The 20,265-nt window shown below is 67.3% G+C and carries 13 protein-coding genes and 2 tRNA genes; 3 read left to right on the top strand and 12 right to left on the bottom strand.

Annotated features, from left to right (window positions below; all coding sequences use genetic code 11):
• Window positions 1-202 precede the first annotated feature (202 nt).
• From IAQ70_RS15705 to IAQ70_RS15685, 5 genes are all read right to left on the bottom strand, one after another.
• Entirely contained in the window at window positions 203-862 is a 660-nt protein-coding gene (locus IAQ70_RS15705) for a TetR/AcrR family transcriptional regulator (RefSeq protein WP_223860145.1), read from the bottom strand.
• Window positions 859-2,895, bottom strand: coding sequence for a YhgE/Pip family protein (locus IAQ70_RS15700; protein WP_190990253.1), 2,037 nt, complete (start codon window positions 2,893-2,895; stop codon window positions 859-861). The genes IAQ70_RS15705 and IAQ70_RS15700 overlap by 4 nt, the downstream gene beginning before the upstream one ends.
• Window positions 2,892-3,653, bottom strand: a complete 762-nt coding sequence (locus IAQ70_RS15695) for an ABC transporter ATP-binding protein (protein ID WP_190990252.1) — start codon at window positions 3,651-3,653, stop codon at window positions 2,892-2,894. The genes IAQ70_RS15700 and IAQ70_RS15695 overlap by 4 nt, the downstream gene beginning before the upstream one ends.
• A 66-nt stretch (window positions 3,654-3,719) precedes the next feature.
• A complete protein-coding gene (locus IAQ70_RS15690) occupies window positions 3,720-5,189 on the bottom strand; it encodes a dihydrolipoyl dehydrogenase family protein (RefSeq protein ID WP_190990251.1) in 1,470 nt (489 codons plus the stop codon).
• A gap of 217 nt (window positions 5,190-5,406) precedes the next feature.
• Window positions 5,407-5,480: transfer RNA gene (locus IAQ70_RS15685), tRNA-Arg, on the bottom strand.
• A 275-nt stretch (window positions 5,481-5,755) separates the two neighbouring features.
• On the opposite strand from IAQ70_RS15685, the gene IAQ70_RS15680 reads away from it, so the two are divergent.
• Window positions 5,756-7,582, top strand: coding sequence for a phosphoenolpyruvate carboxykinase (GTP) (locus IAQ70_RS15680; protein WP_190990250.1), 1,827 nt, complete (start codon window positions 5,756-5,758; stop codon window positions 7,580-7,582).
• A 189-nt stretch (window positions 7,583-7,771) separates the two neighbouring features.
• On the opposite strand, the gene IAQ70_RS15675 is transcribed toward IAQ70_RS15680, so the two are convergent.
• From IAQ70_RS15675 to IAQ70_RS15660, 4 genes are all read right to left on the bottom strand, one after another.
• Window positions 7,772-8,932, bottom strand: a complete 1,161-nt coding sequence (locus IAQ70_RS15675) for a globin domain-containing protein (RefSeq protein ID WP_190990249.1) — start codon at window positions 8,930-8,932, stop codon at window positions 7,772-7,774.
• A gap of 173 nt (window positions 8,933-9,105) precedes the next feature.
• Entirely contained in the window at window positions 9,106-9,579 is a 474-nt protein-coding gene (locus tag IAQ70_RS15670) for an RrF2 family transcriptional regulator (RefSeq protein ID WP_190990248.1), read from the bottom strand.
• A 16-nt stretch (window positions 9,580-9,595) separates the two neighbouring features.
• Window positions 9,596-10,102 (bottom strand): hypothetical protein, encoded by a 507-nt coding sequence (locus tag IAQ70_RS15665; RefSeq protein WP_190990247.1) that lies wholly within the window; start codon window positions 10,100-10,102, stop codon window positions 9,596-9,598.
• Window positions 10,089-11,507: a phosphomannomutase/phosphoglucomutase gene (locus IAQ70_RS15660; protein WP_190990246.1), complete on the bottom strand. Its 1,419-nt coding sequence runs from the start codon at window positions 11,505-11,507 to the stop codon at window positions 10,089-10,091. Before IAQ70_RS15660 ends, IAQ70_RS15665 begins: the two co-directional genes overlap by 14 nt.
• A 161-nt stretch (window positions 11,508-11,668) precedes the next feature.
• Between IAQ70_RS15660 and IAQ70_RS15655 the strand changes: the two genes are divergently transcribed.
• Window positions 11,669-13,849, top strand: a complete 2,181-nt coding sequence (locus IAQ70_RS15655; RefSeq protein WP_190990245.1) for a RecQ family ATP-dependent DNA helicase — start codon at window positions 11,669-11,671, stop codon at window positions 13,847-13,849.
• Here the strand turns inward: IAQ70_RS15655 and IAQ70_RS15650 are convergent.
• The 3 genes from IAQ70_RS15650 to IAQ70_RS15640 all read right to left on the bottom strand — a co-directional run bounded on the left by IAQ70_RS15650 (window position 13,773) and on the right by IAQ70_RS15640 (window position 18,086).
• Complete coding sequence (locus IAQ70_RS15650; protein ID WP_190990244.1) at window positions 13,773-15,362, bottom strand: MFS transporter; 1,590 nt, start codon at window positions 15,360-15,362, stop codon at window positions 13,773-13,775. The two genes, IAQ70_RS15655 and IAQ70_RS15650, sit on opposite strands and share 77 nt — an antisense overlap.
• Before the next feature lie 78 nt (window positions 15,363-15,440).
• Window positions 15,441-15,528 (bottom strand) — tRNA-Ser (locus IAQ70_RS15645).
• Window positions 15,529-15,803: 275 nt separating this feature from the next.
• Window positions 15,804-18,086: a prolyl oligopeptidase family serine peptidase gene (locus IAQ70_RS15640; protein ID WP_190990243.1), complete on the bottom strand. Its 2,283-nt coding sequence runs from the start codon at window positions 18,084-18,086 to the stop codon at window positions 15,804-15,806.
• Window positions 18,087-18,160: 74 nt separating this feature from the next.
• On the opposite strand from IAQ70_RS15640, the gene IAQ70_RS15635 reads away from it, so the two are divergent.
• The gene (locus IAQ70_RS15635) at window positions 18,161-20,161 is read left to right on the top strand and encodes an FAD/NAD(P)-binding protein (protein WP_190990242.1); all 2,001 of its coding nucleotides are present in this window, start codon (window positions 18,161-18,163) and stop codon (window positions 20,159-20,161) included.
• The last annotated feature ends 104 nt before the right edge of the window (window positions 20,162-20,265 follow it).

Genomic DNA, 20,265 nt, shown 5'->3' with positions numbered 1-20,265 from the left:
ACATGGCGGCGCCGCCGCAGGACTTCGGCCACCGCGGCAACGTATGTGACGGCCGCGAGCCCCAGGAACGTGACCATCACGGCTTCCTCGAGCGTGATGGCAGTCAGCACCAGCATGCCCAGGGCGGCGACGGCCGTGATGAGGGCGAACTTTCCGCTGATACCCATGTGGCGCATGGGATCAATCATCCCCGAGGGTTGAGTTACTTCAGCACGTAGCCGCGCATGATTGCCATGATTGCTGCAACGCTTTGGTCACGGCTCCGTTCCGGGTTGTAGGTCACCCGGTCCAGGCCCACGACAAAGCAGGCACCGAAGATTGCCGTCTCCAGGCTGCCGCGCGAGATGGTTCCGTCCACGGGATGGACTGCCGCCACGGACTCGATGGCGTCGCCGATGACGGCCAGGAGTTCGGTCCTGAGTACGGCAAAGGTATCCCGCCACACGCTGGGAGTGCGCCAGTTTTCGCTGACCCACAGCCTCGCGAAGGACGGGTAGTCGGCCATGAAGTCCATGGCCTGTCCGATCATCGCCTCCATGGCCACCAGGGGATCAGCCGCCGGGCGGTCCGCAGCGCCGGGGGCTCCGCCGGCACCGGACGCGCTGAGCAGGCGAGCCTTCAGGATGTCCACGCCATGCCGCAGCAGCTGCGCGATCAGGTCGGACTTGCTGCCGAAGTTGTAATAGACGGTGCCTTTGGAAACGCCCGCAGCGGCGGCGATCTCGTCCACGGTCACACCGGCAGCTCCCCGCTCACCGATCAGCTCCATGGAGGCGTCGAACAGCTTTTGCCGGGTGGCGTTGGTCCGGGCCGGGCGGAGTTTCTTCTCAGCCGCACCCTGGTCCGACATCACGGCGCTCATACGGCAATCTCGGGCTTAAGGGTTTTGAGCGTCCAGTATTTGTGCTTCCGGACGGCGAACGTGGACATCGCGGCGCCCAGGAGCGTGTAGCCGACCAGCCCCAGGACGGTGGGCACAATCATGGACAAGTCCGCGCCATAGATGAGGTGCCGCATGCCGGTGACCACGTAGCCCATGGGGAGGACCTCGTGCACCACGTGCAGCGGCTGCGGGGTGGTCTGCCAGGGAAACGTTCCGCCCGAGGATACGAGCTGCAGCACCAGCAGGATCAGCACAACCAGCTTGCCGGGCGACCCCAGCAAAGCCACCACGCCCTGGATGATGGCGCTGAAGGCCATCGCCGCGGCCAGCATGAACAGCCACATCAGGACCGGATGCGCAGGGTTCAGTCCCAGTGCCAGGTTCACCACCAGGGTCAGGAGGGTGGCCTGGACTGCTGAGACGGCCAAGAACGGAAGCCAGCCGCCGACGGCGATTTTCCAGGCGGGGGCGTTCGACGCCAGGGCCCGCTGGGTGATGGGCCGCATGGCCTGGATCAGCATAAAGATGCCGATCCACAGTGCGAGGGTCAGGAAGAAGGGCGCCAGCCCCGCGCCGTAGGAGCCCGCTTTGGCCTGGGAGACGTTGCTGACTGCAACAGGATCTGCGATCACCTGCGACAGGCTGTTCTTCTGCGCATCGTCGGGGTTGGGCACCTGGCCCGCACCGCGGGCAATCTCGGTGGCGAGCGTCCGCGACCCGTCAGCGGCCTTAGCGGCACCCGCCTCAAGCTGCCCCGCGCCGGCGTCGACCGTCTGGGCCCCCTCCGCCAGGCGGCCGGCTCCGTCGAGCGCGGTCTGCTGGCCGGTGGCCAGTGTGGCTGCCCCAGTGTGGAGCTGGTCGGCGCCGCCTGAGGCCTGTGTCACGGCGTCCTTCAAGGCAGGGGTGGCCGAGGCGAGCTGGGCGGCACCCACACTCACGGCCGTGGCACCGTCCGCCAGTTGCTGGATCTGGGCGGCATCGGCCTGGATGGTGGTCTTCGCCGCGGCCACCGGGCTGGAGGCTGCCGCGGAGTCGAAATCGGCCAGAATGCTGTTCGCCTGCTCCTGCGTGATCACTGCGGCGGCGACGAGGCGGGTGTTCGATTCGATCACCCGTGCCCGGAGCCCCTGGTCCGCGGCATCCAGTTGGGTGACAACGTTCTGGACCTTGGTGTTCAGCTGGGCGTTCCCGGCAGCCACGCTCGCGGCCCCGTTGGCCAGGGTCTGGGTGTCCGTGGGGAGTGTGGCGGTCTTGTCCTTCAGCAGGGTGAGGCCGCTGCTGAGCTGTCCGGCGCCGTCGGTCAGCCGGTTGGCGCCGTCCCGCAGCTGCAGTTGTCCGGCGGAGAGCTCCGCGGCCCCGGTGCGGAGTTCAGTGGTGCCTGCGTGCAGTGTGGTGGCCCCGTCGCGGAGGGTGGCCACGCCGTCGGCCAGCTGTCCGGCCCCGTCTCCCGCCTTGAGCATCTGGGCATGGATGGTGCCGAAGCCCGTGAGGAGCTGGTTTGCGGTCTCTTCGCCCACCTCCTTGGCAACGGTGCTGTGGACCGAGGTGGTCAGCTTGTCCACGATGGTGCTCAGCAGGTAGTTGTTGGCATCGTTGGTGGTCACGTTCAGCATCGCCTGGCTGGCTGAATCGAAGCTGCCCGGTGAGACCAGGTTGGTGGAGAAGTCCTTGGGGATCTTCAGCGCAAACGCGTACTTGCCGCTGCTGACACCCGCGTCGGCCTCTGCGGCGGTGGTGACCGGCTTCCAGTTGAAGACATGGCCATCGATCAGCCCGTCCGCCACCTCAGTGCCGGCGTGGAGTTCGGTGCCGTCCCCCGATGTGGCTCCGGAGTCCTCCACCACCAGGGCTGCGTCGATCTGGTTCAGGTTCCCGTAGGGGTTCCAGTTGGCGTACAGGTACACGGCGCCGTACAGGAGCGGCACCATGATCAGGGCAAGGATGGTCAGCTTCGGCAGTAACCCGCCGGTCATCCGCTTGAGTTCGGAACGGGCCAGCCGCAGCACGGTCACTTGGCGTCCTCGGTTTCGCGTAGGAGGGCTTCTGTTTCGTCGTCAGCCCGGTCAGGTTCGTTGATCGGCGCTGGTGGGGTCAGGGCTGGTGGGGTCGGGTCAGGTTCCGGCGCGGCGGGGGTTCCGTCCGGCCGCTGGGCCGCGTTGCCGATCACGGCGGCCGGTCCCGTCCACGAGTCCGGGAGGGCAGTGACGGTAGCGACGACGGCGAGTGGCCGGCCGCCGTCGTACGCCAGCGCTTCAAGCCGCGGCAGCCAGTCCGCGGCGCTGGCACTGTGCCTGTCCGGGGAGTCGACCACCAGGAGATCGGTGTGCGGGTTGGCCAGCGCCAAGGCCGTCAGCAGGTCCATCCGTTTGCCGGCGGGAAGCTGTTCGGTCCAAAGATCCGCGATGTCCTCAAACCTGTTGACCTTCAGCCAGGGTTTGCTGAGGAGCGCGCCGCGGTAGCGCCGGGGGACCAGGGCGAGGTCCTCGGTCACCAGGTCCCGCACGCTGAGGTGCTGCTCCGGTTCGTTCACGCCGGGGGAATCGACCAGGGCGCTGGCGAGCCGAAGGGTTTTGGTGCGGGAACTGCCGGCCCACGAGACCTGGCCGCCGCCGGGCTTCATGCGGCCGCTGATGGTCAGGGCGAGGGCGGTCCTCTGGTCCTGCCGGTCCGCCGCCACCAGGAGCAGCTCGCCCCGGCTTGCGCGCAGGGAGGTGGGCGGAAGCAGATCGTCGCGCCGCCCCTTCACATAGAGCTGCTGGACAAATAGCAAGGGTGACCTTTCGACGACTGATGTCTGCACCCAGTCTAACTGAACTGACCGGTCAGTTCAAATAAGCTACAGGCCGTACTTCTCCAGCAGCCGTAGCCATACTTCGCTGATCGTCGGAAACGACGGCACCGCATGCCACAGCCGGTCAAGCGGGACCTCGCCCACCACGGCAATCGTGGCCGCATGGAGCAGTTCGCCCACATCCGGTCCGGCGAAGGTGGCGCCCAGGAGGACCCTGCGGTCTTCGTCCACAACCAGCTGCGCCCAGCCCGCGTAGTGCTCGGAGTGCAGCGACGACCCCGAGACCTCGATGGGCAGCTCCACGGACGAGGCGTTGTAGCCGTCCTTCCGTGCTTGCTCCAGGGTGCGTCCCACGGCAGCCAGTTCCGGATCGGTGAACACCACGCTGGGCACGGCGTGCTGGTTGGCCGTCTGGGCGTAGCGGCTCCAGGCTGCCGGAGTGCCTTCCAGTTCGCCCTTGGCCCGGGCGGCAATGGCGTCACCGGTGGCCCGGGCCTCGTACTTGCCCTGGTGCGTGAAGTAGTTCTTGCCTGCGGCGTCTCCCACCGCGTAGAGCCAGGGTTGCGTTCCTTCCACGCCCTGGACTAGGCCAGTGGAGTCGGTGGGGAGCCGGAGTGGCTGCCCGTCCTGGGCCCTGAAGCCCACGCTTTCCAAGCCCAGGCCTTCGAGGGCCGGATGCCTGCCGGTGGAGACCAGGACCTTGTCCGCTGTCACGGTGCCTTGTTCGCCCGCAGTCCGGTCACGCAGCGTCAGGGTAAAGGTGCCGTCGTCGTTTTCGTGGATGCTTTCCGCGGAGGTGCCGAGGCGTATCTCCACTCCGTCCGCCCGAAGTCCGGCGGCCACGAGGCTGCTGGCTTCGGCCGGGAAGCTGGCCAGGAGCCCGCTCCTGGCCACCAGGGTCACGTCCGCACCCAGGCGGGCGAACGCCTGAGCCAGTTCGGTGCCGGCCACGCCGCCGCCAAGGACGGCAAGCCGTTCCGGGATTTCCTTTGCCGACGTTGCTTCCCGGGTGCCCCAGACCTGGAGCTCGGCAAGTCCTTTGATGGGCGGTCGGTTCGGGGTGGAGCCGGTGGCCAGCACGACGGCGTGACGGGCCTTGAGCCGGTAGGTGTTGCCATCCAGCCCGGCTACATCCACGGCTAAGGGCCCGGTGAGCCGGCCGCGGCCGCGGATGAGTTCGATGCCGGCGCCTTCCAGCCACTTCACCGCGCCGTCATCCTGCCAGTTGGCAGTCATATAGTCGCGGCGCTTAAGGACTGCCGCCGCATCCAGGGTGCGGGTGACTGCTTCCTCGGCGCCCGGGACAGTCTGTGCGCCGTGCAGGGCCGTGCCTGAACGGAGCAGCGCCTTCGATGGCATGCAGGCCCAGTAGGAACATTCGCCGCCCACGAGTTCGGCCTCGATGACCACAACGGTGAGTCCACCCTGGACTGCCCTGTCCGCAACGTTTTCGCCCACGGCACCCGCGCCGATGATTACGACATCAAATTCCCGTTCCAAGGTTTGGGGCGTCATTTCTCCAGCCTACGCCCGGCTCCGGACGGCGGGGGAGGACGGGTTGACTGCCGAATTGCGTAACTTTCGACCAGGCCAGGGGGCGGGGGCCCCGGTGATCCAAGGGTCCGGAGTGATGTTGTGACCAAAAGTGACGCAGTCCGGACAGGCACATAAAGCAGGCCGGCGCTTAAAACAGAAGGTCCGCACCGGCGAACCGGTGCGGACCTTCATTCTGTGCGCCCAGAGGGATTCGAACCCCCGGCCTTCTGTTCCGTAGACAGACGCTCTATCCAGCTGAGCTATGGGCGCATATTCTGTTTCGCGGAGTATCTCGCTCCCCGAACCTCGAATTACTTTACGCGAGGCTGGGCCCTCGTGCCAAATCGGGAGCCCTGTAATATGGGCAACTAGACCGGTCTACGTGACCTTGATCACTTATTTTCACCGATTTGTGCAGGTTTTCCTTGAATTTGCGCGGGTTCCGTCCCAAAGGAGCAGAAACGTGCACGGCTGACATCGCCGGTGACCCCGGGGCGGCCAATAGCATTTAGGACACACCGATGAACCCGAGGAAGGGAACCGCAATGGGCGATCTGGCACAACAGCCGCTGCTTGAGAAAGCACCCACCACACATGCAGCACTGCTGGCATGGGTCGAAGAGGTTGCTGCGCTTACGCAGCCGGACCGGATCCACTGGGTTGACGGTACCGAAGAGGAAAACACGCGCCTCACGGACGAGCTCGTCGCAGCAGGAACGCTGACGCGCCTGAACCAGGAGCTCTTCCCCAATTCTTTTGCTGCATTCTCTGACCCCGCGGACGTAGCCCGCGTGGAGGAGCAGACCTACATCTGCTCCGAGAAGGAGCACGACGCCGGCTTCACCAACAACTGGATGGCTCCGGCCGACATGAAGCAGAAGCTGCGCGGACTGTTCGCCGGCGCCATGCGCGGACGCACCATGTACGTCATCCCGTTCGTGATGGGACACCTCGACGCTGAGGATCCCAAGTTCGGCGTCGAGATCACCGACAGTGCCTACGTGGTTGCCTCGATGCGCATCATGGCCACCATCGGCACCAAGGTCCTGGACAAGATCACCGCCACCGACGCGTTCTTCGTGCCGGCGCTGCACTCCCTGGGCGCCCCGCTGGCGCCCGGCCAGACCGACGTCCCGTGGCCGTGCAACCCGGACAAGTGGATTGTCCACTTCCCCGAAGAGCGCTCCATCTGGTCTTATGGCTCCGGCTACGGCGGAAACGCGCTGCTGGGCAAGAAGTGCTTTGCCTTGCGAATCGCATCGGTGATGGCCCGCGACGAAGGCTGGCTGGCCGAGCACATGCTCATCCTGAAGCTGACGTCCCCGGAGCAGAAGACCTACTACATCTCAGCCGCCTTCCCGTCCGCCTGTGGCAAGACCAACCTCGCGCTGCTCGATCCCACCATTGAGGGCTGGAAGGTGGAGACCCTGGGTGATGACATCACCTGGATGCGCTTCGGCAAGGAAGGCGAACTCCGCGCAGTCAACCCCGAGGCTGGCCTCTTCGGCGTGGCTCCGGGCACCGGCTGGGGCACCAACCCCAACGCGATGCGCGCCATCGCCAAGGGCAACAGCATCTTCACCAACGTCGCACTGACCGACGACGGCGGCGTGTGGTGGGAGGGCATGACCGAGGAAGTGCCTGCCCACCTCACCGACTGGCAGGGCAATTCCTGGACCCCGGACTCGGACAAGCCCGCAGCCCACCCGAACTCCCGCTTCTGCACGCCGATTGACCAGATCGACATGCTGGCCGAGGAGTACAACAACCCCGACGGTGTGGAGCTTTCCGCCATCCTGTTCGGCGGCCGCCGCAAAACCACCATCCCCCTGGTGACCGAGGCCCGCAGCTGGTCCAACGGCATCTTCATGGGCTCCACGCTGTCCTCCGAAACCACGGCCGCAGCAGCGGGCGCGGTCGGTGTGGTCCGCCGCGACCCCATGGCCATGCTGCCTTTCATGGGCTACGACGCCGGCGATTACCTGAACCACTGGGTCAACCTGTCCGCCAAGGCCAACCCGGAGCGCCTGCCCAAGATCTTCCTGGTCAACTGGTTCCGCCGCACGGCCGACGGCGGCTTCGCCTGGCCTGGCTTCGGCGACAACGCCCGGGTCCTCAAGTGGGCCATCGAGCGCCTCGAAGGCAAGGCTGACGCCGTCGAGACGCCCATCGGATTTGTTCCCACGGGCGAGTCCATCGACCTCAAGGGCCTGGACATGACCCCCGCTCAGGTCGAGGACGCTGTCCGTGTTGATCCGGCCGAGTGGGCCACCGAGCTGGCATCCATCGAGGAATGGTACGCCAACTTCGGCGGGTCCCTCCCCGAAGCACTGCAGTCCGAGCTTGCCGGCCTGAAGGCCCGCCTGGGCTGACACACCCACAAGTACGACGGCGGCCCCGCACCTTTTTCAACAAAGGTGCGGGGCCGCCGTCGTTCCCCACCGGCCCCTAACCTCGCAAGCTCGGCCAGGGAACCCTGCCGGCGTGGGCCCGTCATCGAGTGCTCCGCAACGGCCCTTATGGGGCGTCAAAAGGGCCGTTATGGAGCAGACGATGGATTTTTAGCTGGCGAGCCAGATGTCCGGGCCGAAGACCTCGTAGTGGATGGACGTGGCCGGGATGCCCGCGTTGATGGCTTCGTTGCGGATGTGCTTCATGAACGGCAGCGGCCCGCACAGGTACAGCGAGGCATCGGCCGGGAGATCCACCTCGCGAAGGGACATGAAGCCTTCCTTGGTGCCCTCGACCGGCTGCTCCAGCCACAGCTGCAGCTCGGCGCCGTCCAGGCGGTCGACGTCGTCCGTCATCTGGCCGCGCAGGGCCCAGCTTTCCAAGGTGCTTTCCGCGTGGAGTACCAGGACCTGCCGCTCCGATCCCGCTTCGGCGAGGGAGCGCAGGATGGACGCAGTGGGGGTGCAGCCGATGCCGGCCGAGGCCAGGACCACCGGACCGTCGCCCTCTTTGAGAGTGATCTCGCCGTAGGGGTTGGAGATATCCAGGACGTCGCCCACCTCCACGCTGTTGTGCAGCACGGGGGAGACCTCGCCGCCGTCGTCAAGCTTGGTGGTGAAGGTGCGGCTGGTGCCCGCCGCGCCGGACAGTGAATACTGCCGCACCTGCCGAAGGCCGTCCGGCAGGGCCACTTTGACGCTGACATACTGGCCCGGCAGTGCTGGGGTGATGGGAGTGTCGTCCGCAGGCTCGAGCGTGAAGGTCATGGAGCCGGCGCCGGCCACAGCCTTGGCTGCTACCCGCCACGGAGCCCACATTTTGCCGTTAGCCTGCGCGGCGTAGAGTCCCTTTTCCAGCTTGATCAGGGCGTCTGCCATCAGCCAGTACACCTCGGTCCAGGCCTCGGCGATTTCCGGCGTGATGACCTCCGCGAGGTCCTCTCCAATGGCGGCGAAGAGGTGCTCGTAGACCACCTGGTACTGGGGCTCTGTGATGCCGAGGGAGGCGTGGCGGTGCGCGATGCGGGAGAGTACGGTCTCCGGCAGGGTGCCGGGGTTGTTGACCAGGTGCGTGGCGAAAGCGGCGATGCTTCCGGCTAGGGCCTGCTGCTGGTCGCCCGAGCGCTGGTTGGAGCGGCTGAACAGGCCGTCGAGCAGTTCGGGGTGGGCGGCGAACAGGCGGGCATAAAACTTGGGGGTGATGGCGCCGATCCGCGAACCGACCAGCGGCAGGGTGGCCTCAATGACGGGGCGGGCTTTGTCCGAGAGCATATGTACTCCTGAGGTAGGTGACCGGGGGCTTCGTCCGGTCGGATAATACGTGCATTTGAAATGCCTGTATTGATACCTCAAGTTCTACACCCTGTAGAAATGTGAATCAAATCGGGGCGTCATGAGCCGGTTTGCGTCGGGAGAGGTCCCTGGACTTGCGAGGGTGGACCGGGCTACAGCGCCGGTACGACCTCGGTTTTGAGACCGGGGCGCAGGCCGATCATCTGGAAGACGGGAGCCATCTGCGTGGATCCGGGCAGCTCAGAAATGACCACTGAGTCCAGCTCCCGGTAAAACGCCTCCCGGGCGCGGGCCAGGGCGGCGCGGAGCCTGCATCCATTAATCAGCGGGCAGTCGCCGCTGGGGGCCACGCAGTCGGCGGCGTCGGTGCGGGTGTTCAGCGCCCGCAGGACCCCGCCCACGGTGGCAAGGCGGCCGGCCGGGCTGAGCCGGGAACCGCCGCTCCTGCCCCGTTCCACGTCGATCAGGCCAAGGGCCCGCAGCTTGGCCATGGCCTTGCTAACGTGGTTGTACGGCGTGGCCACAGCGTCGGCAATGTTCTGCGTGGTGAGGAGGGTGGCCTCCGGGGCGGCTGCCAGGACCATCAGGGCACGGAGGCTGACGTCGGCAAAGGCATTGATTTTCATGACCATCGACCGCGGTCTAGTCCACCCAGATTGCGGGCTCGTTGGTGTCGGCGGCGAGCTGGCCAAAGTCCCACTCGCGGCTGGCCGTGTTGGCGGCGTACGGGAGGACAGCGGCGAAGACCGACCCGTCCCGGTGCTCCGCGGCCACATGGATGGCATCCGAATGATCCTCGACCAGCGTGATGTCGCAGACCACGGCTGCGGCCCGAAAATCGGCCCGGTTTTGGCGCAGCAGTTCAGTGAGGTCGCTGATCATCGCGTCGGCGTCGAAGTCGCCGTCGGAGCCTTCCGCGGCATCCGCCGGCGTAACGGCCATGAGCCGGACCTCGCCGTCGTTCGCCACCACCAGCGCGAACGGCAGGAACCCGCCGTTGCGCTGGAGCTGTTCCTGGGCGGCGCCAAGTCCAGTGCCCATCAGGTTCTCAAGATCCGCGGCGCTGGCCTCCGGAACGGAATCCCGCCAAGACGGCGCCACCTGGCCGCCCGCGGCTTCGTGGGGCGCCTGGGGTTTAGCGCCGGACATTGGCCAGCACCCGGTCCCGCACGCGTTCCATCAGCTGCCGGTCCGTGGCCTCCACGTTGAGCCGGAGGAACGGCTCAGTGTTGGACGGGCGCAGGTTGAACCAGTAGCTTCCGTCATTGGCCGTGAACGTGCTTCCGTCCATGGTGTCCACGATGATGTCCTCAGCAGCAAAGTCTGCCTTGACCCGGTCCACGGCTCCCGCCTTGTCCTCGATTTCGGAGTTGATCTCACCGGAGGAGACGTAGGGCTCGTACTCACGGCCAAGCTCTGACAGCGGGCCGTCCTGCTCGCCGAGGGCTGCAAGGACGTGCATCGCCGCGAGCATTCCGGTGTCTGCGTTCCAGAAGTCGCGGAAGTAGAAGTGCGCGGAGTGCTCACCGCCGAAGACGGCACCTTCCTCGGCCATGACTGCCTTGATGAAGGAGTGGCCTACGCGGGTGCGGACGGCGCGTCCGCCGTCGTGCTCCACCAGTTCGGGGACCGCACGGGAGGTGAGCAGGTTGTGGATGATGGTGGGTGTTGCCTCGCCCTGTGCCTGGGCGCGGGCGATTTCGCGGCGGGCCACCATGCCCGTGATGGCCGACGGCGAGACGGGCTCGCCCTTTTCGTCGATGACGAAGCAGCGGTCGGCGTCGCCGTCGAAGGCCAGGCCGATATCGGCGCCGTGTTTGACGACGGCGGCCTGCAGGTCGCGAAGGTTCTCCGGCTCCAGGGGGTTCGCCGGGTGGTTGGGGAACGAACCGTCCAGCTCAAAGTAGAGGGGAATGATGTCGAACGGCAGCTTCGGCAGGAGGGCATCGCCCAGGACGGCGGGGGTGGTGAGGCCGGCCATGCCGTTGCCTGCATCCACTACAACCTTGAGCGGACGGGAGCCGGACAGGTCCACCAGGCCGCGGAGATACTCCGAGTAGCCCTTCAGGACGTCGTGCACGCCGATCTGGCCGCGCGTGGCGGCGGCCGGGATGTGGCGGGTGTTCAGGTACTCCTCGGCGAGTGCCTGGATCTCCTTGAGTCCCGATTCGGAGGAGATGGGCTGGGCTCCGGCCTTGGACATCTTAATGCCGTTGTACTCGGCCGGGTTGTGGCTGGCCGTGAACGTGGCACCGGCGGCGTTCAGCGAGCCGCAGGCGTAGTAGAGCTCGTCGGTGGAGATGAGGTCAAGGAGCTGAACGTTGGCGCCGCGGGTGGCGGCGCCGTCGGCGAAAGCTTTGGCGAACTCGGGGGAGGAGGGGCGCATGTCGCCGCCCACCAGGACGGTCTGTCCCTCAAGTTCCAGGACATCGACGAACGCGGCACCTACGGCTTCGACGATTTCGGCGGTGATGGAATCGCCCACGATTCCCCGGACGTCGTAGGCCTTGAAGGATGCCGAGAGGTCAAAAGTCTTTGTCTGTTCGCTAGTCACGGGTCTTATCTTACGTGGAAGTGCGGGGGTGCCTGTTGAGGGGGAGTGGGCGCCGGGCCATGTGACCGGGGGCTCCCAACCGTTGTGTCCGGACATGTGGGGTTGTCCACATGGGGAGCTCGGGGGATCCGGGTGTCGGTGGGGGCTGGGATACTGAATCAATGGTCGATACCCAGAACGCCGCCCTTCTTTCCGCTTCCCCCGATTCGCCGTCCGCCACAAAGATCCAGGCACTGGAAGTTCTCCGGGAACTCGTGGGGCATCCGGAAGCGGCATTCCACGACGGCCAGTTTGAAGCGATTGAGGCACTGGTCGACGGCGGCCGGCGGGCCTTGGTGGTCCAGCGCACCGGTTGGGGAAAATCGGCTGTGTACTTCGTGGCGTCACTGCTGCTCCGGCGCCGCGGCGCCGGGCCAACGTTGATCGTTTCGCCGTTGCTTGCCCTGATGCGGGACCAGGTGGCCGCCGCCGCCCGCGCCGGTGTGCGCGCCGTGGCCATCAACTCGGCGAACCAGCTGGAATGGGACACCGTGCGGGAACAGCTTGCCGCGGACGAAGTGGACGTCCTGCTGGTATCGCCGGAAAGGCTCACGAACCCGTCCTTCCGTGAGAACCAACTGCCGGAGCTCATCCGGCGCACTGGCCTGCTGGTCATTGACGAGGCCCACTGTATTTCGGACTGGGGCCACGATTTCCGCCCGGATTACCGGCGTATCGCGGACCTGATCACGAAGCTGCCGGACTCGGTTCCCGTCCTGGCCACCACTGCCACGGCAAACTCGCGCGTGGTTCACGATATCGAGGAACAGCTCGGGGCCGGCGTCCTGACCATCCGGGGCACCCTGGGCCGCGATTCCCTGCGGTTGGGGGTCCTCGCCCTCCCGGACTCGCGTCAACGCCTGGGCTGGCTTTTGACGCACCTCGGCGATCTTCCGGGCAGCGGGATCATCTACACGCTGACCGTTTCAGCCGCGGAGGACACCGCGCGGCTGCTCGCTGAGGCAGGGCACGAAGTTCAGGCTTACACCGGCAGGACCGATCCTGCGGACCGGGAACGTGCCGAGCAGCTGCTTAAGGACAACCAGGTCAAAGCGCTTGTGGCCACGTCGGCGCTCGGCATGGGCTTCGACAAGCCGGACCTTGGCTTCGTGGTGCACCTTGGCGCGCCGTCATCTCCGGTGGCCTATTACCAGCAGGTGGGCCGTGCAGGCCGTGGCGCGGCGAACGCCGACGTGCTCTTGCTGCCCGGCTCCGAAGACCGCGATATCTGGCAGTACTTTGCCACCGCGTCCATGCCGTCAGAGGAGAAGGCCACGGCCGTGCTGAGCGCCCTGGCCGAGGCCGGCTCTGCCGTGTCCACGGTTGCCTTGGAGGCCCGCGTTGACCTCCGCCGCACACCGCTGGAGCTGCTGCTGAAGGTGTTGGCCGTGGACGGTGCGGTGGAACGCGTCGGGGGCGGATGGCGTTCCACGGGCATGCCTTGGGTCTATGACGCTGAGCGCTACAGCCGGATCGCGGAGGCCCGGGTGGATGAGCAGGACTCCATGGTGATTTACCAGGACACTGCAGGGTGCCGGATGGAGTACATCACGTCGGTCCTTGACGACGAGACGGCGCACGCCTGCGGGCGGTGCGACAACTGCGCGGGCCGCTGGTTCCCGGCGGATATTGCCGCCGATGCTACGGCAGCCGCGGGCCAGACCCTGAGCCGGGCCGGCGGCGTCCTGGAGGCGCGGCTGCAGTGGCCCAGCGGCATGGACCGCCTGGGCGTACCCGTCAAGGGCAAGATCAAGGCGGACGAAGGAATGGCCAACGGCCGCATCCTGGCGAGGCTGACTGACCTGGGTTGGGGCGGTGCGCTGCGGGAACTTTTCGCCGCCGGGGCCGCGGACCGTCCGGTGGAACCAGCCATGCTCCAGGCCTGTGTCCAGGTCCTGCGCGAATGGGCAACCGGCGATAGCCGCAACCCGGGCTGGAGCGGTGCGGGAAGGCCGGCCGCTATTGTCAGCATGCCCTCCCGTGGCAAGCCCGAACTGGTCCGGTCCCTGGCGCAGGGGATCTCGGAAATCGGCCGGATGCCCTACCTTGGCGAACTGTCCCTTGGCCACGGCGGACCGACGGGAAGCCGGGGCGGCAATAGTGCCTACCGGTTGGCGGGGGTCTGGGACCGGCTGGTGGTGGGGCCCGAGCTGGAGGCTGCCATGGCTTCATTGCGTGGACAGGGCGTGATGCTGATCGACGATCTGGTGGACAGCCGGTGGAGCCTTACCGTGGCCGGACGTGCCCTGCGCCAGGCCGGGGCAGGGGCTGTCCTTCCGCTGGTGCTGGGCCAGGCGGGCTGACCGCCGGACTGCTGATTTCCGGGCTGGTGACTTCCTGGCCGCCCGGTCGGCTGACTTCCGTGCCGGCGGGACCGCTGGCCTCTGCGCCCGCGGGACGGCTTACTTCTGCACCGGCGTGCCGGTGCAAGGACAGGCTGTCCGCGGTGCTGAAAAGCATGAGGACCGCCATGGTCAGGAACGCACCACGGAACGGGCCGGCCGCGTCCGCGTCCGCGTCAAAGAGCGTTCCACCGTCAAAGACGCGGATTAGCAGCGCGCCAACAGCGATGCCGGAGCCGGCGGCCAGCTGAACCAGCGTCGCGGACACCGAGTTGGCGGACGTGAGCTGGGCGGGCACGATGTCCGCATACTGCACCGAGGCGTACGCAGAGAAGCCGATGGAGCGGAAAGCCCCGCTGCAGACCAGCAGGGCGAAGATCAGGGCCTGTGGGGTGTCCGGGGTGAGCAGGGCGCACAGCGCGAAGGTCACGGCGGACGCCAGGGAGCCCAGGACCAGCATGGCCCGGAAACCAAAACGCCGGATCAGCGGCGTGGTGGCCGGTTTGATGCCGATATTGCCGATGAACACGGCGGCCACCATGATCCCTGCATGCAGCGGTGACCAGCCGAAGCCGGTCTGGAACATCAGCGGCAGCAGGAAAGGCACGGAGCTGATGGTGAGGCGGTAAACAAACCCGCCGGTGGCCATCGCCCGAAAAGTCCGGGTGCGGAATACCGACAGATCAAAGAGCGGGTGTTTGGCTCTTCGCATCCACAGCACCGCGCACGCGAGGGCAGCCAGCCCGGCCACAGCGGAGATTGTGGCCCACGGCCCGTCGGGATGGGCCGTTGCCAGCTCCAAGCCAACGACCAGGGCTCCCACTCCCGCGGTGGTCAGGACCAGCCCCAGCCAGTCCAGCCTGCGGTGTGGATCGCCGGAAACGGACGGAACAATCTTCAGCGCCGTGATGAAGGCGGCTGCCCCCAGCGGCAGGTTGATGAGGAAGATCCAGTGCCAGGAGAGATACGTGGTCAGGGCGCCGCCCACGAGCGGAGCGAGCACCGGCGCCAGCAGTGCCGGCCACACCAGGAAGGCCGTCGCCCGCAGCAGTTCCGATTTGGGGGTGCCTCGAAGCACCAGGAGCGTGCCCACCGGAACCATCATGGCCCCGCCGGCGCCCTGCACGACCCGGCTGATCGTCAACACGGTCAGGTCAGGACTGATCGCGCAGGCCAGGGACGCGAGGGTGAAGAGGGTGATCGCCAGGCAGAAGACCTTCCGGGCACCCACCCGTTCGGCCAGCCAACCGCTCAAGGGGATCCCCATCGCCACGGTCATAAGGTAAGCGGTCATGGTGATGTTCACGTCGGCGGCGGGCACGCCGAAGTCGCTGGCGATGTTGGGGATGGCCGTGGTGAGGATGGTGCCATCGAGGAATTCCATAAAGAACGTGGCGGCAACCAACAGCGCCAGCCGGGGATTCCACGCTGGGCTTGTGCCGGTGTCGGCGGTCGGGGTGCTGCTTAATGCCATCCCACCATCCTGCCATTGCGCGGCCGGGGCGGGGGTCCAGGTACGCAAAAGGCCCCGGTCCAGGACCGGGGCCAAACGCGGAGACGGGGGGATTTGAACCCCCGGTGGAGTTGTGCCCCACACTTCATTAGCAGTGAAGCCCATTCGGCCGCTCTGGCACGTCTCCAATTGCTATTCCTAGCCCACCAAGGATACGCAGAACCGGCCACCGAGCGCAAAACGACCAACTGTGGCCGGGGCGGGGCAGGGGGCTACAGCCCGGCTGGGATGGTGCGCTGTCCGGCCGGTGCCGCCACAGCGCCAGCCGCCCTGCCGGATCCACTGCGGCCAGGAAAGCCTCGGACAGCATGCCGCGGTACGCCTCCTGCCAGCAGCGGACGTGGACGTCGGCCAGCCGTTCCAGGTCCGCAGGTACCGCCCGGCGCACCGACAACCCGGACATCAGCCGCCGGCCAGGGCACGCCACAGGAAGTGCTGGCTCCGGGCCTGGAGCGCGGCGGCCTGCCGGTTGTCTGAAGCGCCGGCGTGGCCGCCCTCCAGCGCCTCGTGGAACCAGACGTTGCGGATGCCCATGGCCTCCATGCGGGCGGCCATCTTCCGGGCCTGGACCGGGCCGACCCTGTCATCGGACGTGGCAGTCCAGATGAACGTTTCGGGGTACTCCACGCCGTCCTTGAGCAGGTGGTAGGGCGAGAACGTCCTGATGTACTCCCATTCCTCCGGCACGTCCGGGTCACCGTATTCTGCGATCCAGGAGTGCCCGGCGGAGAGCCTGGTGTAGCGCCGCATATCCAACAGCGGGACGCCACAGGAGACGGCCCCGAAGAGTTCCGGGTAACTGGTGAGCATGTTGCCCACCAGCAGCCCGCCGTTGGACCCGCCCACGCAGCCAAGCCGCTCGCGCGAGGTCACGCCGCGGGAAACGAGGTGCCGGGCCACGGCCGCGAAGTCCTCGAAGGCCCGGTGCCGGTTCTCCTTCAGGGCGGCCCGGTGCCAGCCTGGTCCGTATTCGCCGCCGCCGCGGATGTTGGCCACTACGTAGACACCGCCGCGGGAATGCTGCGTCCCGCCTGCGGCGCCGCTTGTGGTGGTCCGCCGCTCCAGCCACGCCCGGCCCACGGTCCCGCTGTAGGCCGGGGTGCGGGAGACTTCAAAACCGCCGTAACCGGAGAGCTGGGTGGGGTTCTGGCCATCCAGGACCAGGCCGCGGGCGGCCACCTGGAAGTAGGGAACGCGCGTGCCGTCCTCGGACACGGCGAAGTGCTGCTGCACTTCGTAGCTGGCGTCATCAAAGAACGACGGCGACGCCTTCAACTGGGCGTGCCGGCTCACCACACCCGCACCTCCGGAAGCAGCGCCCTCCTCGGCACCGCTCCCGGATGCAGCCCGCTCCAGCGTTCCGCGCATCAGCGTACTGGGGGTAGTGAAGCCCGTGGCGACCAGCCAGAAATCGTCGCCCGCACCGCCGTCGGCCGGGCCTTCATCTTCATCGTCCACCGCGTAGGCGTTGACGTCGTGCAGCGGCGGGCAGGCGTCCAGCAGGGAGGAAGCCCAGGCTCCGGAAGCAGAACCACCGGCCACGGTAGGCTCCGGCACGGCAGGATCCAGCACCCGGATTTCGGACGAGACGTCCCGCAGGAGGTTCAGCAGCAGGAAGTTCCGCGTCCAGCTCCAGGACTGCAGCGAGGTGTGCGAATCGGGGGTAAACAGCACCAACAGGTCCCGCGACCCGGCGACGTAGGCCTCGAACCGGGCAGCGAGCAGGGAGCCCGCGGGGTGGGTCTTACCACCAAGGGCCCAGTCCTGCTGCGGCCTGAACAGAAGCCACTCGCGGTGGGCGCTCAGGTTCACGTCGGTCGGTGCATCGATCCGGATCCACTCGTCCCCGGACCGGACGAACGTGCTCCGGTTGTGGAAATCGATATAGTCCACGGCGAACGTGCGCTCGAAGCCGGGAGTGGAATCGTGCGCCACCACGGCCAGCATGTGGTCTTCGGGGACCTCAAACAAAAGCGGGGCGGCGGCCAGGGACGCACCGCGCCGCAGGGTGACGGCGGTCCGGGCATAGGAGGAAGCGGTGCGGGGCAGCCCCTCGGCGGTGGAGGCGACCAGCAGGGTGTCCGCGTCCAGCCACGAGACGTTGCCCTTCGCCGTCGGGAGGTCAAAACCGCCGGCGGCCGGGTCCACGAAGGTGCGGGTGTCGACGTCGAACTCGCGGTAGCGGTTGGCGTCGCCGCCGTCGGGGGACAGCGCCACCAGCGCCAGACGGTAGCGTTCTCCGTCAGCCGGGCGCAGGAACGTGGCCCCGTGGAACACCCACTCAACGTCTTCGGCGGCGGACAGCGCATCCACATCCAGCAGGACATCCCACTCGGGGGAGTCGGTCAGATAGCTCTCCCACGTGGTGCGGCGCCACAGCCCCTTCGGGTTCGCCCGGTCCTTCCAGAAGTTGTAGTACCACTCGCCGCGCTTGCCCACCATGGCGATCCGGTCCGTGGAGTCCAGCACTTCGAGGATGCTTCCCTCCAAAGCCGCGTAGTCAGCGTCCTCGAGGAGGTCCTCCGTGCGGGCATTCTGCTCCCGGACCCAGGCCAGCGGCTCCTCCCCGTAGGTTTCCTCCAGCCAGACGTTCTCATCAGGGGGCTCCGGGGCAACCGCCGGGGAGGCAGTTCCAAGGTGTGAGGGGGTGGAACCGGGCGCTTGATCAGCTGCAGTGGTGGTCATGCGCCCCATCCAAACAACCCTTCGCCCAGCAAGCAAGTCAAGGGCCCGGGGTTCAGGCGGATACTCTGGATGCCGTGGGCAAATCGACGAGCATCCGGGTAGCCATCATCGGCGCAGGTCCCCGGGGTACCAGCGTTCTGGAGCGCCTGCTCGCCCATGCTGCCGCCCTGGCCGGGCCCGTGTCGGTCCACATCGACGTCATCGACCCTTACCCGGCAGGCCCGGGGCACGTCTGGCAGCCCGGGCAGTCCCGGCTGTACCTCATGAACACCCAGTCCTTCTACCCCACGGTCATTCCCGAGGACCCCCGGCTCCCCGCGCCCCTGGCCGGCACCACGTTCGACCGCTGGCGCGCCCACCAGCAGCGCGCCCACCAGCAGAATGACCCATCGCCCGCCCTGACGCCGGACGAGCTGGCCGAGCTGGCCGTCCTCGAGTCCCGTGACTTTCCGAGCCGCGCACTGTACGGCCGCTACCTTCGCTGCACCCTGGAGGACCTCCTCGAAAGGCTGCCCGACGGCGTCAGCGTCAGATTCCACGAAACGAATGCCGTGTCGGTGCGCCCCGCGGAAAACGGGAAGGGGCCGGCGGGCGGGGGAACGGCAGACGCCGGACCGGCAGGGAGTGGCCCGTTCGAGGTCGGACTCGGCAGCGGCGGTTCGCTCACGGCCGACTCCGTGGTCCTTGCCCTCGGGCACATCCCTTCCAGGCTCAACCTCGAGCAGCGCGAACTCCAATCGTCAGCCGGGCAGCTGGGCCTGCGCTACTTCCCGCCGGCCGTGCCCGCCGATGTGGACTGGTCCGCGATTCCTGCCGGTGAACCTGTCCTGGTCCGCGGCATGGGCCTGAACTTCTTCGACGTGATGGGCCAGCTCACCGAAGGGCGGGGCGGTAAATTCATCGACGCCGGCGCACGGCTGGAGTACCAGCCCTCGGGCCAGGAACCCCTCATCGTTGCCGCCTCCCGCAGGGGTACCCCCTACCGTGCCAAGGCCGCGTTGGACGGCTACTACCCGTCGTCGGTCACGTTGCGGTACCTCACGGACGCCGCCCTGGAGCGGTTCGCGGCCGCCGGAATCCTCCCGGGGTTCGACCACGATCTCTGGCCGCTTCTGCACCGCGACACCCTCTGGGCCTATTACTCCACCCTGGTGCGCTCGCAGCCCGGCGCCGCCGCGGATGCGCCCGCGTTCCTGGCCGCCCTGGATGAGGCCATGCGGCCGCACGCCCACAGCTCAACCAACTGGGAAGACGCCGTGGAGAGCGTGCTGGCCGTCCATGTCGGGCCGCGTCACCGGCTGGACCTGCTGGGCCTTGCCTCCCCGCTGGCAGGCCGTTCGTTCGCATCCCGCGCGGAACTGGATGCCGCCGTCGTCGATTATCTGCAGGATGACGCCCGCCGCTCCGCGCTCGGTGAGGCGGACCCGGTCAAGATGGCCATCGGGGCGCTGCACCGCGGGCGTGCGGTGCTGAAGACGGCAGTGGCCGACGGCGGCATCACCGATGAGTCCTGGGTCGCCGGCCTTCGTGGCTGGTTTGAGTCCTTCGTGGAGGGCCTGGCGAGCGGGCCGCCTGCCCTGCGTGCCGAGCAGCTGGCCGCGCTGGCGCGCGCGGGAGTGGTCAGCTTTGTGGGCCCCGACCCCCGGTTCAGCGTGGACCGCCGGGCCGGCCGGTTCACCGCCGTCTCGCCGTGGGTGGGCAGTCCGCCGGTAGCGGCCGCAACGATGGTCGAGGCCCTGGCGCCCGCAAACCGGGTTGCCGCCAATGATTCCCCGCTCCTGCAGCAGCTCCTCGACGACGGGCTGGTGCGTCCCCGGCTGATGATGACGGCGGAAGGTGCGCCGGTGGAGGCGACCGGCCTGGACGTCAGGCCACATCCCTACCGTCCCGTTGCGGCCAACGGCTCCGTAACTGACGGGCTGTACGTCCTGGGCCTGCAGCTTTCCGCCGCCCAGTGGGGCACGGCCATTGCCGCGGAAGCGGCGCAGCCCGGCGGACCCGCCTATGCCAGCGGGCAGCGGACCCTCCGTGACGCCGACGAGATCGCCCGGGCCGTCCTGGCAGGTAGTTCTTAAAACAACGTGGGCCCCCACCCGCAGGGTTCCCTGACCGAGCTTGCGAGGTTAGGGTGCGGGTGGGGAAAGTCACTTTACGCCCGAATTCCTCTCCGGAATCGGCG

It is taken from the genome of Pseudarthrobacter sulfonivorans, from assembly GCF_014712225.1.
Classification (GTDB): domain Bacteria; phylum Actinomycetota; class Actinomycetes; order Actinomycetales; family Micrococcaceae; genus Arthrobacter; species Arthrobacter sulfonivorans.
Note: the sequence above shows the minus strand (reverse complement) of the source record. Positions and strands in the feature narration are given on the sequence as shown.

Bases quoted from the DNA above. Each gene is read 5' to 3' on its own strand.
- IAQ70_RS15680 (WP_190990250.1), top strand. From the start codon at position 5,756: ATGGGCGATCTGGCACAACAGCCGCTGCTTGAGAAAGCACCCACCACA.
- IAQ70_RS15675 (WP_190990249.1), bottom strand. From the start codon at position 8,932: ATGCTCTCGGACAAAGCCCGCCCCGTCATTGAGGCCACCCTGCCGCTG.
- IAQ70_RS15650 (WP_190990244.1), bottom strand. From the start codon at position 15,362: ATGGCATTAAGCAGCACCCCGACCGCCGACACCGGCACAAGCCCAGCG.
- IAQ70_RS15655 (WP_190990245.1), top strand. From the start codon at position 11,669: ATGGTCGATACCCAGAACGCCGCCCTTCTTTCCGCTTCCCCCGATTCG.
- IAQ70_RS15690 (WP_190990251.1), bottom strand. From the start codon at position 5,189: ATGACGCCCCAAACCTTGGAACGGGAATTTGATGTCGTAATCATCGGC.
- IAQ70_RS15665 (WP_190990247.1), bottom strand. From the start codon at position 10,102: ATGTCCGGCGCTAAACCCCAGGCGCCCCACGAAGCCGCGGGCGGCCAG.
- IAQ70_RS15705 (WP_223860145.1), bottom strand. From the start codon at position 862: ATGAGCGCCGTGATGTCGGACCAGGGTGCGGCTGAGAAGAAACTCCGC.
- IAQ70_RS15670 (WP_190990248.1), bottom strand. From the start codon at position 9,579: ATGAAAATCAATGCCTTTGCCGACGTCAGCCTCCGTGCCCTGATGGTC.
- IAQ70_RS15640 (WP_190990243.1), bottom strand. From the start codon at position 18,086: ATGACCACCACTGCAGCTGATCAAGCGCCCGGTTCCACCCCCTCACAC.